This is a genomic window from Methylobacterium mesophilicum SR1.6/6, assembly GCF_000364445.2.
In the GTDB taxonomy this organism is placed as follows: Bacteria; Pseudomonadota; Alphaproteobacteria; order Rhizobiales; family Beijerinckiaceae; genus Methylobacterium; species Methylobacterium mesophilicum_A.
In genome coordinates this window covers 1,974,085-1,985,879 of record NZ_CP043538.1, presented here as the reverse complement: position 1 = coordinate 1,985,879, position 11,795 = coordinate 1,974,085, and the positions used below count along the sequence as shown (strand labels likewise).

Sequence of the window (11,795 nt, the reverse complement as noted above, 5' to 3'; positions counted from 1 at the left end):
CCGTTCAAGGAGAGCGACGTGATCCGATTCTTCTACAATCTCAGCCCCAACCCCATGAAGGTTGCACTCTGCCTGGAGGAGATGGAGCTGCCCTACGAGGCGGTCCCGGTCGATACCCGCAGGGGCGAGCAGTTCGATCCCGCCTACGTGGCGGTCAACCCGAACGGGAAGGTCCCGGCGATCCGCGACGGCGACGTGACGGTGTTCGATTCGAATGCCATCCTGCTCTACCTCGCTGGCAAGACCGGCCGGTTCCTGCCCGAGGGCGAGCCGGTGCGGGGCGAGATGCTGTCCTGGCTGATGTTCGTGGCCACCGGCATCGGGCCGTTCTCCGGCCAGTGCGTGCATTTCCGCCACTTCGCGCAGGACGGCGGCGCCTACGCCACGGAGCGCTACACCTTCGAGGCGCGCCGCCACTGGGGCATCCTCGACCAGCGCCTCTCCGACCGGCCCTACATCCTGGGCGACACCTACACGATCGTCGACATGGCGGCCTGGGGCTGGGCCCGGATGGTGCCGTTCGTGCTCGGCGAGAACGCCTTCGCGGACCTGCCCAACGTCAAGCGTCTCCTCGACGCGATCAACGCGCGGCCGGCCGCGCAGGCCGCCGAGGCGCTGAAGGGCCGCCACAGCTTCAAGGCCGAGATGGACGCGGAAGCCCGGAGCATCATGTTCCCCGCAACGCGGAGCGCCGCCTGAGGGCGCCTGCGCGGCGACGGCCGCCCCTTCAGGGTGCGGGGGCGGTCACCGTGAGCATCGGCAGGGCGATAGAGAGGGTGTCGCCTGACGGCCGCACGGTGCCGAACGTCAGGCAGGCGGCGAGGCCGAGACACAGGGCGAGGCCGAGCAGAGAGGTCTCGAAGCCGCGGTAGACCCAATCCATGGCGGTCCCCTTTCACGAGGGACCGTCAGGATGCGCCGGCCGGGTTAACGGATCGGTGCGCCCGCGCGCGTTCCTCACCAGCCGGAGGCCACGAGGGCGGCCCCGGCGGCGATCAGCGCGACGCCGGTCCAGGCGGCGAGGCTCAAGGTCTCGCCGAGCAGGCTGGCGCCGAGGATGGCCACCAGCACGACGCTGAGCTTGTCGAGAGGTGCGACCCGGGCGGCGTCCCCCAGCGACAGCGCCCGGAAGTAGCAGAGCCAGGACGCACCCGTCGCGAGTCCCGACAGGATCAGAAAGACGAGGCTGCGGCCGGAGATCTGCGCCAGCCCGCCCGACTGCCCTGAGGCCACGACGATTGCGCCGGCGAAGATCAGGATCACCGCGGTGCGCACGAGGGTTGCGACATCCGACTGGACGCCCGAGACCCCGACCTTGGCGAGGATCGCGGTGAGCGCCGCGAAACCGGCGGCTGCGAGGGCCCAGAACCGCCAGGATTGCAGGAGGTGGCTCACGGGTGTCTCGCGCCGTTCCTGTTTGCTGAGCCCGGACGCATCATCGTCGGCGCGAGCGGGGCGCTGCAATCCAGCGGCACCGCATCTGTCATAGCCTACTATCTTGGATCGCATGGCTATGCGCGCGATGACAGGCCATCCGCATCGATACGGCGAGCCGCGCCGGTCCAGGGCGCGACGGAGCCGCCGAGTCCCGGGCTCGGCGCCCTCATCGGTCGATTCCTTGCAAGAGCGTCAATGTTTCCCGTGAAACATTCGCCACTCACAACAATTTGTCGGGGGTGATGGGGAGGCGGCGCACCCGCTTGCCGGTGGCGTGAAACACCGCGTTGGTGATCGCCGCCGCGACGCCGACGATGCCGATCTCGCCGAGCCCCTTCACGCCCAACGGGTTCGCCTTGTCCTCCTCGTCCACGAAGATGACGTCGATGTCGTAGATGTCGGCGTTCACCGGCACGTGGTACTCGCCGAGATTGTGGTTCATGAACCGGCCGATGCGGTGGTCGAGCATCGACTCCTCCTCCAGCGCCGAGCCGATCCCCATCACCACGCCGCCGAGGATCTGGCTGCGGGCCGTCTTCGGGTTCAGCACCTTGCCGGCCGCGATCGCCGAGACGACCCGGGTCACCCGGACCTGCCCCAACTCCTCGTCGACTTTCACCTCCACGAAAATCGCCGAATGGGTGTAGGCCTCATATTTCTGATTGAAGTCCTTGTCGGGACCCGCCTCCTCGACCGCCTCAACCTTGTCGACGCCGGCCGCCTGCAGCACCTCGACCAGGGAGACGCTGCGGCCGGGATCGCCCGCGACCGAGATGCGCCCGTCCGAGAATACGGCGCGGTCGAAATCGACGTTGGCCAGCGGGGAGTTCTCCATCGCGCGGGCCAGCTTGAACACCTGTTCGCCGACGTTGCGGCAAGCCTTCATCACGGCGGTGCCAGAGGAGGCGGCGGTCCAGGAGCCACCCGCGACCGGGGCCTCCGGCAGCCGGGTGTCGCCCAGCTTGGTGGTGACCGCGTCCATCGGCAGGCCGATTGTGTCGGCGGCGATCTGGGTGAGGATCGTGTAGGTGCCGGTGCCGATGTCGCCAGTGGAATTGCCCACCGTCAGCCGGCCGTCCGGCGTCAGGGTCGCGATGGCGCTCGACTGCATCATCATCGATTCCCAGATGCCGGTGGCCACGCCCCAGCCGACCAGCTCCCGCCCCTCGCGGGTGGAGCGCGGCTCGGGATTGCGCTTGGCCCAGCCGAAGCGCTCGGCACCGAGCTCGAAGCAGCGCCGCAGTTCCTTCGAGCCGAAGGGCTTGCCCTCGGCGGTGGCGTCCGATTCCGCGTAGTTCTTGAGCCGCAGGGCGATCGGGTCGAGCTTGGCCGCGTAAGCGAGTTCGTCCATGGCGGTCTCGATGGCGAACACGCCGGTGACCGCGCCGGGCGCGCGCATGTCACCCGGCGTCGGCGTGTCGAGCTTCACCAGACGGTAGCCGAGCGCGACGTTGTCGCATTTGTACAAGACGCCCGACCAGTTGACGACGACCTCCTGGTAGTCCTCGAACTGCGAGGTGCCCTGGACGGCGTCGTGCCGCAGGGCCGTCAGCGTTCCGTCCGGCTCGGCGCCGAGCGCGATCGTCTGCAGGGCCTCGGACCGGTAGGTGAAGCTCCACATCTGGTCGCGGGTTAGGGTCACCCGCACGGAGCGCTGCAGCTCCTGCGCGGCCAGCATCGCCAGGAACAGCTGGTATTGCGGGCGCAGGCCCGAGCCGAAGCCGCCGCCGAGATAGGGATTGAGCACCCGTACCTGATCGGGCTTCAGGCCGAACACGTTGGCGAGATACTGGTGGCTGTTCGAGACGCCCTGGATCTTGTCGTAGACCGTGTAGGTGCCGTCCTGCTCCACCACCACCGTCGAGGCGTGCGGTTCCATCGGGTTGTGGTGCTCGTCGGCGAGGCTGTAGGCGCCCTGGACGCGCACCGGCGCGCTGCCGAACGCCTGATCGGCGTCGCCCCAGGGCTCCGGCGGCGGCTTGATGCCCATGCGCTTGTAGGGCGGCTCGTAGGCGGTGCCGCGCAGGGCCTCCAGGTCGGTCCCGGGCTCCTCCATGGCGTAGGTCACGTCGACGAGGGACGCGGCGTAGCGCGCGGTCTCGAAGTCCTCCGCCACCACCAGGGCGACCGGCTGGCCGCTGAACACGATCAGGTCGTCGTAGAGGGCGCGGAACGGCGAGCCGGGGGGCGCCACCTGATCCTGGAAGTTCTTGTCACGCCACGCGGTGCGCGGCCGGTTCTCGTGGGTGATCACCTTGAGGACGCCGGGCACCGCCTCGGCCTCGGCGGAGTCGATGGCGGTGATCCGGCCCTTGGCGATAGCGCTCGACACGACATAGCCGTAGGCGAGGTCGGGGGCGGCGAACTCGCCCGCGTATTTGGCGAGGCCCGTGACCTTGGCGGGCCCGTCGATGCGGCTGCGCGGGCTGCCCACGAAGGTGTCGCGGCCGGTGGAGCTGAAGGTCTGGGTCATGGCGGGCCCTACTGGATGCGCTTGTCGCTGAGCGACTGGGGCGTGCCGGCGGCGGCCTGTTCGAGGCCGCGCACGATGGCGCGCCGGGCGAGATCGATCTTGAAGCCGTTCTCCGATTGGGGCTTGGCCTCCGCGACGATCAGGTCGGCCGCCGCCTGGAAGCTCTCGCGGGTCGCGGGCTTGCCCGCGAGCAGCGCCTCCGCCTCCCGGTTGCGCCAGGGCTTGTGGGCGACGCCGCCGAGCGCGAGGCGGGCGGTCTTCACCGTGTCGCCGTCGAGCTCCAGGGCGGCCGCCACCGAGACCAGCGCGAAGGCGTAGGACAGGCGATCGCGCAGCTTCAGGTAGGTGTAGTGCTGCGGGAAGCGGCTCTCCGGCAGGTCCACCGACACGATGATCTCGCCGGGGGCGAGGTTGGTGTCGGTCTCGGGGGTGTCGCCCGGCAGGCGGTGGAACTCGGAGAACGGGATCGACCGGTCGCCCTGCGGCCCGCTCACCTGCACGGTGGCCTCCAGGGCGGCCAGCGCGATACACATGTCGGAGGGATGGGTGGCGATACAGTGCTCGCTCGTCCCGAAGATCGCGTGGATGCGGTTCGTCCCGCCGATCGCCGGGCAGCCGGAGCCGGGCGCGCGCTTGTTGCAGGGCGTCGCGACGTCGTAGAAATAGTAGCAGCGGGTCCGCTGGAGCAGGTTGCCACCCGTGGAGGCGGCGTTGCGCAGCTGTGCCGAGGCGCCGGCCAGGATGGCGTTGCGCAGGAGCGGATAGCGCGCCGCGACCTGATCGTCGTACGCCACCTTGGCGTTGGTGGCGAGCGCGCCGATCCGCAGGCCGCCGCCCTGGTCCTCGATTTGGTCCAGCGGCAGCCGGGTGATGTCGATCAGCCGGCCGGGCTTCTCGACCTCGTACTTCATCAGGTCGATCAGGTTGGTGCCGCCGGCGATGAAGCGCGCCCCGGCCCCGAAGGCCTGCACCGCCTCCGCCACCGTGCCGGCGCGGACGTAATCGAAGCGGTTCATCGGGCGCCTCCCTGCATGACGTCCTCGATGGCGTCGACGATGTTGGTGTAGGCGCCGCAGCGGCAGATGTTGCCGCTCATCGCCTCGCGGATCTCGTCCCTTGTGTGGGCGTGGCCCTCGTTCATCAGGCCGACCGAGGAGCAGAGCTGGCCCGGGGTGCAGTAGCCGCACTGGAAGGCGTCGTGCTCGATGAAGGCTTCCTGGATCGGGTGGAGGGCGTTGCTGCCCGCCCGGTCGCCGAGGCCGGCGAGGCCTTCCACCGTGGTGATCTCGGCGCCGTCCTTCATCACGGCGAGCGTCAGGCAGGAATTTACCCGGGTGCCGTTCACCAGCACCGTGCAGGCGCCGCACTGGCCGTGGTCGCAGCCCTTCTTGGTGCCGGTGAGGTCGAGTCTTTCGCGCAGCAGATCGAGCAGGGTGGTCCACGGGGCGACCTGGAGCTCGCGCCGCTGCCCGTTGATCGTGAGCGTGATGCCGATGGGCGTGTCCGCCGACACGGGCGGCTGGGTCTCGAGGCGCATGGCGTGTCCACGGTCTGGGCCGGCCAGGGCCGGACGGGAACGGATCGGCACCCAGGCGGAACGTGCTGGCGCCGGCCTGACGATCTCGGTCGATAACCATTCCAATCTGCGCCTGTTCCGGGATGGTTGATCTCACGCCGGGATCGGAGGGTCAGGCTGCGGTTCCGCACCCATGCTGCTGGGTGGTGTGGATCCGCTTCGCGGCGAGTCTCATGCTAGGCCCCGGGTCGCATTCCGCTGGCGCTCCATGCGCCCGGGAGAAGGCGTCGCGTCTCACTTCGTAGCGCCACCCTTTCCCGGACAGGTGGAGCGACAGCGGAACCCGATCCGGGACCCAGCGCAGGAATACGCCGCGGAGCGGCTCAACATCCGATCTCTGCTCCCCGACGTTGCTCCCTCCGCCCCGCCTCGGCTAACCCTCGTTCCGCGAGAAAACCCCGGAGCCCCCGATGGCCGCGCTCGACGCGATCCTCAACGATATCGACACGAACCTGGAGAACGCCCTGGAGCGGCTGTTCGCCTTCCTGCGGATCCCGTCGATCTCCACCGATCCGGCCTATGCCGGCCATTGCCGCGAGGCCGCCGCTTGGCTCGCCCAGGACCTGACGGCGCTCGGGTTCGAGACCTCCGTGGAGGAGACCTCGCTCCACCCGGTGGTGCTGGCCCACAGGCCGAAGCCCGGGGCGCCGCACGTCCTGTTCTACGGCCATTACGACGTGCAGCCGGTCGACCCGCTCGACCTGTGGAAGACGTCGCCCTTCGAGCCGCACATCACCGATGGCGCGGGCGGCAAGACGATCGTGGGGCGCGGCTCTTCCGACGACAAAGGCCAGGTGATGACCTTCGTGGAGGCGTGCCGGGCCCACATCGCCATGAGCGGGGCGCTGCCCTGCGGCGTGACGATCCTGATCGAGGGCGCCGAGGAGAGCGGCTCGCAGGGCCTGCCCGAATGGGTCGCGGCCAACCGGGAGAAGCTCGGCTGCGACGTGGTCCTGGTCTGCGACACCACCATGTGGGACAAGACCACGCCGGCTATCACGTCGTCGCTGCGCGGCCTCGCCTATTTCGAGGTGAAGGTCACCTGCGCGGACCGCGACCTGCATTCCGGCTTCTTCGGCGGCGCGGCGCGCAACCCGATCCACGTCCTCTCCAAAATCATCGCCGACCTGCACGATGCCGACGGGCGGGTGACGATCCCGGGCTTCTACGAGGGCGTGCACGAGCGGCCGCCCGAGGTTCTGGAGCAGTGGCGCGGCCTCGGCCTGACGGCGGAGACGCTGCTCGGCCCGATCGGCCTGAAGGAGCCTGCGGGCGAGCGCGGGCGGATGCCGATCGAGCTGGTGCAGTCGCGCCCCTCCTGCGACGCCAACGGCATCATCGGCGGCTATACCGGCGAGGGCACCAAGACGGTGATCGCCTCCACCGCCTCGGCCAAGGTCTCCTTCCGCCTCGTGGACGACCAGGATCCGAAGCGGCTCGCCGAGAGCTTCGAGGCCTTCGTGCGCGCGCGGGTGCCGGCGGACTGCCAAGTCGAGGTCATCACCTACAAGGGCTCGCGGGCGATCAGCCTGCCCTTCGACATGCCGCAGCTCGGGGCCGCCAAGACGGCGCTGCAGGATGAGTGGGGCGTGCCGGCGGTGACCGTGGGCGCGGGCGGCTCGATCCCGATCGTCGGCGACTTCAAGCGGATCCTCGGGCGCGACACCCTGCTGATCGGCTTCGGCCTCGACGACGACCGCATCCACTCGCCCAACGAGAAGTACAATCTGACGAGCTTCCACAAGGGCACGCGCTCCTGGGCGCGGATCCTGGCGGCGCTCGGTCAGCGCTGACCTCAGCGGGCGGTCGCCGCCCGCATCTTCGCGTCGATCCAGGTCCACAGCGCCCGGACCTCCTCGGCGGCCGGGCTGCCGGGGGCGTATTCGGTGACGCCGAGGCCCGTGGCCAGGGCATCCTGGTGGTCGACCCGGTGGATGATGCCGGGCTCGGCCAGCACGCCCAGCGCCCGCAGCTGTGCCGCGTAGGCGCTGGTGCGCGGCGAGGGTGGCGGCGGGCACTGGTTCAGCGCGAGGGCGAAGCGCTGCCGCAGCCCGAGATTGACCAACGCTTGGAGCGTCGGGCGCGCGGCCACGATGTCGAGCCGGGACGGCCGCACCGGCATCAGCACGAAATCGGCGTCCTTCAGGGCCGGCGCGAGGCCGGCCGAACTGCCGGCGGTGTCGAGGACGGCGAGCGTCGTGCCCTGCGCGGCGAGGACACCGAGGATCTCCGAGAGCTGGCCCATCTCCCAGGGCTGCACCCGATCGACCGCGACGGACTCCTCCTGCCGCAGGGCGCCCCAGCTGGCGAGCGACCCCTGCGGGTCGAGGTCGAGCGCGGTCACCCGCTCGCCCGCCTCCGCGGCGGCGACGGCCAGGGACGCCGCCAGGGTGGTCTTGCCGGTGCCGCCCTTCTGCACCGCCATCGCCACGACCCGCAGCGGCCCGTCGGCGCCCCGCGGCGCGAAGTCCGGCCTCCCTCCGGATCCTTCAGGATCCATGCGCGTCCCACCTCTCCGATGTCATGCCCAGGCCCCGAGGCCAACGCCGGGACGCGGCCGGTCCTGGCACCGCCCCCGCCTCTCCCCGCGTCGCATGTAGGCCGGGCACATGACGTCGAGATCATGCGCACCGGAGGCCGGCACACGGGTGATCCAACATCGACACGGACTATCCTGGCGATGCGCCGAGATCTCGCGGGTCAGGACCCAATACCGGCGCGACCTGGACCCGCCCACATCACCACAGGGCTGATGCACAGGCAAATTCTGACGAGAAGATCGATTATTTATACTTCGGTCCTGTTAGCGCGCATGCAGCACTCGCGTCAAGTCGACGCTATTCGCGATCAATGATAGGTCTTTCATCGCATATTGATCATTATCTGTAAATTATTTCGCCAGCATCGGCCGGATCCGATCGGCCTATATTGATCTAATTTCCATCGTCAGCTTTGTCCGCGAGCGACCACTTCGGTCAAAAATTTCTGCCGGCTCTATCGTGGTCGGCGCGGACGGCCACATCCGCGCCCGCATGCCCGACAGCGCCCCGTGATCGGCCGCCGATGCGCGCCGCCGGGCCGGCGCGGGATCACCTGCCTTCGCGGCGCGTTGGCACGTCGCCCTGAGAGTCACCATGGGTGTCGCCCTGGGAGCGGCGCCTCGCGACCGCGAAAGCCGACGGGCCCGCCACGCCAGCCGTTGCCACGACAGGATACGCATGTCCCTCGACCGCCGCCGCCTGATCGGATCCGGCCTCGCCGTCCTCGCGGCAGGACCGGACCGGGCCGGAGCCGGAACGCCTCCCCGCCGCGAGCCGCCCGTGAGCCGGCCCGTCGGCACGCTGGACTTGGCGATCGCAGCGGACGCCCCCTCCACGCCCACCGGGCTGGCGATCGCCCGGGGCGGGCGAATCTTCGTGATGATGCCGCGCTTCACCGGAGCCGAGCCGGTGACCCTGGGCGAGGTTATGCCCGACGGCGCGGTGAAGCCCTACCCGGACGCGCCGACGAACCGGCCCGATCCGAAGGCGGCGCAATCCACGCTGTTCCATGTCCCCAACGGCGTCTTCGACCGCAACGACACGCTCTGGGTGCTGGATGCCGGCCTGCCCGAGGGCAAGGGCACGCCGGTGCCGGGCGGTGCGAAGCTCGCGGCGATCGACATCGCGCAGAACCGGATCCTCCGGACAATTCCCCTCGATGCCGGGGTCGTACCGACGTCGTCTCTGAACGATCTGCGGGTCGACGTGCGCGACGGCCGGGCCCGCGCCTACATCACCGATCAGGGTCAGGCCGGCACGGGCGCGATCCTGGCGGTCGATCTCGACAGCGGCCAGGTGGTGCGGCGGCTCGACGGGCATCCGAGCACCAAGTCCGAGGAGGGCCTCGTCAAGTTCGTGGAGCGCCGGCCGGTGATGGAGCGGAAGGGAGACGCGCCGCCGAAGAGTCCGAAGGGCGGCGCCAACGGCATCGCGCTCAGTCCCGACGGCACCCGCCTGTACTACGCCCCGCTCATGAGCCGGCGCCTCTACGCGGTCGAGACCGCTGCGCTGCGCGACCCGAACGCCTCCGGGGACGCGGTGGCGGCCGCGGTCCGGGATCTCGGCGAGAAGGGCATGACCGGCGGCCTGACCACGGATTCCCAGGACCGGATCTATCTGAGCCTTCAGGAGCACAACGCGGTCGGCCGCCGCCTTCCGGACGGCACCATCGAGGTGCTCGCCGCCGACGACAGGCTGGTCTGGGCCGACACGTTCTGGATCACACCCGATCGCTGGCTCTACATCTCCGCCGCGCAGGTCAACCGACGGCCGGAATTCAACCGCGGCACGGACCTGCAACAGCCCCCCTACGCGATCCTGAGGATGCGAATCGACGCCGATCCGGTCATCTAAAGCGTTCTCCGCCGCTATGGACCCCGGCTCGGCGCCGGGGCGCGCGCGCCAAGAGAGGCACCCGCCGGCCATGGCCGACCTGTCGCGCGACCCGGACTTCTTCGCCGTCCTCGCCGGCAGCTACGCGCGCCGCCTCGGCACGCCCCTGGTGCCGCCGGGCAGGGATGCCGGCTGGCTCTACGACGCGGCGCCCTTCGCGGTCCTCGCCCATGACGGCGGTGCGGATCCGCGCTTCGTCTACGCCAACCGGGCCGCGCAGGCCTGCTTCGGCTACGGGCGCGAGGAACTCATTGGCCTGCCGTCGCGGCTCTCGGCGGAGGCGCCCGAGCGCGCCGAGCGGCAGCGGCTGCTCGACGCGGTCACCCGGGACGGGTTCACCCGCGGCTACCGCGGCCTGCGCATCGCCAAGGACGGGCGCCGCTTCTGGATCGAGCGGGCGGTGGTCTGGCAGCTCGACCGCGACGGCGTGACGGTGGGTCAGGCGGCGACGTTTTCCGAGTGGCGCGACGCGTGAACGCCGGGGCGCCCGCCCGCTCGTAACGCCACGCTTCGCAAGGCCTGTCCGCGTCGCCGGAGAGGCATGCCCGACCTGGGTCGGCGTCGCGGCTTGCGGTGCCACGCCCCCGGCCCTGCATTGCGGTTTTTTAATCGTCCGGACATGCGACCAAGACGACCCAAGTCTATTATCTGAACACGGAATGAATAAGGCGAATTCAAAGCAAAGCCTTAGATCCGGCGCTCAGATGGAGACGAATGATGACTTACCACAAGTCTATGGCTGCGGCGCTCGTGCTCACCACCATCCTCGGCGGGACCGCCTTCGCGGCCGAGCAGGCGGCTCAGCAGAACAGCATGCCGATCAGCGCGAGCCAGAAGGCGGTCGACGCGGATGTCGGCGAGCTCTCGAAGGACGGCGCGCAGGGCTTCAGGGATCTCCAGCTCACGCGCATCGCCATCTTCGAGGCCGATCCCGCGCAGGCCAAGGACATGATCGGCAAGGCGCAGGCGGCCTTCGCCAAGGCGAAGACGGACGACGCGGTGTTCAACAGGGCGGAGGCCGACCTCAAGACGCCCGCCGACATGACCGGCAAGGCGACAGCGACGGCGACGGCGACGGCCGCGAAGGCCGACGCGAAGCCGGCGTCCAAGGATCCGGTCGCCTGGGTGCCGGTGGATGCGCAGCTCACCCTGGGCGACGACTTCGTGGCCACGCCCGCCAAGGCCTCGGCCGTGACCGAGGCGAACAAGAACCTCGCGCAGGGGGACCAGAAGGGCGCGCTGGAGAAGCTCAAGCTCGCCCACGTGGACGTCAACTTCACGATGGCGGTCCTGCCGCTCAACAAGACCATGGCGGACGTCGATCAGGCGGCGACGCTGATCGGACAGGGCAAGTACTATGAGGCGAACGCGATCCTGAAGACCGCGCAGGACGCGATGCGCTTCGACGTGATCGACGCCGTCGCCGTGCCTCAGACGGCCAAGGCCGCCACGACGTCCGCCACGACGTCCGCCACGACCGGCACGACGGCGCCGCAGGCCTCCGGCACGACGGCGAGCACCAAGGCCGGCAAGTGAACGGGTCCCGCTGACCCGAGCCCGTCCCGGCCGGCGCGGCGCGCCGGCCGACACCGGTCACCGGCACCCGCTGATCCGCAGAGGGTTTCGCGCAAACATCCTGCCCCACCGACCGAATGGAGGATCGATCATGCTCAAGAAGACGACGCGCGCTGCCCTGTGTTTGGCAACCCTCTGGGCGGTCACGCCGGCCCTGGCGGCGCCGAACGGGATGCCGCAAGGCAAGCGCGATCGGATGTCGATGAAGGACACCCGGCACGCGATTGCCATGCAGCGGAAGGAGAACAGGGAGGCCAACAGGAACGTCGACAGCCTCATCAAGAACCGCCGCTGAGCGGCT

Annotated in this window: 12 protein-coding genes; 6 read left to right on the top strand and 6 right to left on the bottom strand. The window is 69.6% G+C overall.

What is annotated here, in order from left to right; translation table 11 throughout:
• Window positions 1–18: 18 nt before the first annotated feature.
• On the top strand, window positions 19–699 hold the full coding sequence (locus MMSR116_RS09330) for a glutathione S-transferase family protein (protein WP_039893781.1): 681 nt from the start codon (window positions 19–21) through the stop codon (window positions 697–699).
• Window positions 700–727: 28 nt separating this feature from the next.
• On the opposite strand, the gene MMSR116_RS31335 is transcribed toward MMSR116_RS09330, so the two are convergent.
• The 5 genes from MMSR116_RS31335 to MMSR116_RS09310 all read right to left on the bottom strand — a co-directional run bounded on the left by MMSR116_RS31335 (window position 728) and on the right by MMSR116_RS09310 (window position 5,447).
• On the bottom strand, window positions 728–883 hold the full coding sequence (locus MMSR116_RS31335) for a hypothetical protein (RefSeq protein ID WP_010684862.1): 156 nt from the start codon (window positions 881–883) through the stop codon (window positions 728–730).
• Between the two features lie 74 nt (window positions 884–957).
• Window positions 958–1,395, bottom strand: a complete 438-nt coding sequence (locus MMSR116_RS09325; RefSeq protein ID WP_010684861.1) for an EamA family transporter — start codon at window positions 1,393–1,395, stop codon at window positions 958–960.
• 262 nt (window positions 1,396–1,657) lie between these two features.
• Window positions 1,658–3,910: a xanthine dehydrogenase family protein molybdopterin-binding subunit gene (locus MMSR116_RS09320; protein WP_010684860.1), complete on the bottom strand. Its 2,253-nt coding sequence runs from the start codon at window positions 3,908–3,910 to the stop codon at window positions 1,658–1,660.
• An 8-nt stretch (window positions 3,911–3,918) separates the two neighbouring features.
• Window positions 3,919–4,926, bottom strand: coding sequence for an FAD binding domain-containing protein (locus MMSR116_RS09315; protein ID WP_010684859.1), 1,008 nt, complete (start codon window positions 4,924–4,926; stop codon window positions 3,919–3,921).
• On the bottom strand, window positions 4,923–5,447 hold the full coding sequence (locus MMSR116_RS09310) for a (2Fe-2S)-binding protein (protein ID WP_010684858.1): 525 nt from the start codon (window positions 5,445–5,447) through the stop codon (window positions 4,923–4,925). The genes MMSR116_RS09315 and MMSR116_RS09310 overlap by 4 nt, the downstream gene beginning before the upstream one ends.
• 449 nt (window positions 5,448–5,896) lie before the next feature.
• Between MMSR116_RS09310 and MMSR116_RS09305 the strand changes: the two genes are divergently transcribed.
• The gene (locus MMSR116_RS09305) at window positions 5,897–7,279 is read left to right on the top strand and encodes a M20/M25/M40 family metallo-hydrolase (protein ID WP_010684857.1); all 1,383 of its coding nucleotides are present in this window, start codon (window positions 5,897–5,899) and stop codon (window positions 7,277–7,279) included.
• A gap of 2 nt (window positions 7,280–7,281) precedes the next feature.
• On the opposite strand, the gene MMSR116_RS09300 is transcribed toward MMSR116_RS09305, so the two are convergent.
• Window positions 7,282–7,986, bottom strand: a complete 705-nt coding sequence (locus MMSR116_RS09300; protein WP_010684856.1) for an AAA family ATPase — start codon at window positions 7,984–7,986, stop codon at window positions 7,282–7,284.
• Window positions 7,987–8,704: 718 nt separating this feature from the next.
• Between MMSR116_RS09300 and MMSR116_RS09295 the strand changes: the two genes are divergently transcribed.
• From MMSR116_RS09295 to MMSR116_RS09280, 4 genes are all read left to right on the top strand, one after another.
• Entirely contained in the window at window positions 8,705–9,880 is a 1,176-nt protein-coding gene (locus MMSR116_RS09295) for an L-dopachrome tautomerase-related protein (RefSeq protein ID WP_010684855.1), read from the top strand.
• A gap of 70 nt (window positions 9,881–9,950) precedes the next feature.
• Entirely contained in the window at window positions 9,951–10,394 is a 444-nt protein-coding gene (locus MMSR116_RS09290) for an MEKHLA domain-containing protein (RefSeq protein ID WP_010684854.1), read from the top strand.
• A gap of 242 nt (window positions 10,395–10,636) precedes the next feature.
• The gene (locus MMSR116_RS09285) at window positions 10,637–11,455 is read left to right on the top strand and encodes a YfdX family protein (RefSeq protein ID WP_010684853.1); all 819 of its coding nucleotides are present in this window, start codon (window positions 10,637–10,639) and stop codon (window positions 11,453–11,455) included.
• A 130-nt stretch (window positions 11,456–11,585) separates the two neighbouring features.
• Window positions 11,586–11,789, top strand: a complete 204-nt coding sequence (locus tag MMSR116_RS09280; protein WP_010684852.1) for a hypothetical protein — start codon at window positions 11,586–11,588, stop codon at window positions 11,787–11,789.
• Window positions 11,790–11,795: the final 6 nt, after the last annotated feature.

What these genes read in the sequence shown, in the direction of transcription:
- MMSR116_RS31335 (WP_010684862.1), bottom strand. Translation starts at nt 883, where the DNA reads ATGGATTGGGTCTACCGCGGCTTCGAGACCTCTCTGCTCGGCCTCGCC.
- MMSR116_RS09320 (WP_010684860.1), bottom strand. Translation starts at nt 3,910, where the DNA reads ATGACCCAGACCTTCAGCTCCACCGGCCGCGACACCTTCGTGGGCAGC.
- MMSR116_RS09315 (WP_010684859.1), bottom strand. Translation starts at nt 4,926, where the DNA reads ATGAACCGCTTCGATTACGTCCGCGCCGGCACGGTGGCGGAGGCGGTG.
- MMSR116_RS09310 (WP_010684858.1), bottom strand. Translation starts at nt 5,447, where the DNA reads ATGCGCCTCGAGACCCAGCCGCCCGTGTCGGCGGACACGCCCATCGGC.
- MMSR116_RS09305 (WP_010684857.1), top strand. Translation starts at nt 5,897, where the DNA reads ATGGCCGCGCTCGACGCGATCCTCAACGATATCGACACGAACCTGGAG.
- MMSR116_RS09300 (WP_010684856.1), bottom strand. Translation starts at nt 7,986, where the DNA reads ATGGATCCTGAAGGATCCGGAGGGAGGCCGGACTTCGCGCCGCGGGGC.
- MMSR116_RS09295 (WP_010684855.1), top strand. Translation starts at nt 8,705, where the DNA reads ATGTCCCTCGACCGCCGCCGCCTGATCGGATCCGGCCTCGCCGTCCTC.
- MMSR116_RS09290 (WP_010684854.1), top strand. Translation starts at nt 9,951, where the DNA reads ATGGCCGACCTGTCGCGCGACCCGGACTTCTTCGCCGTCCTCGCCGGC.
- MMSR116_RS09285 (WP_010684853.1), top strand. Translation starts at nt 10,637, where the DNA reads ATGACTTACCACAAGTCTATGGCTGCGGCGCTCGTGCTCACCACCATC.
- MMSR116_RS09280 (WP_010684852.1), top strand. Translation starts at nt 11,586, where the DNA reads ATGCTCAAGAAGACGACGCGCGCTGCCCTGTGTTTGGCAACCCTCTGG.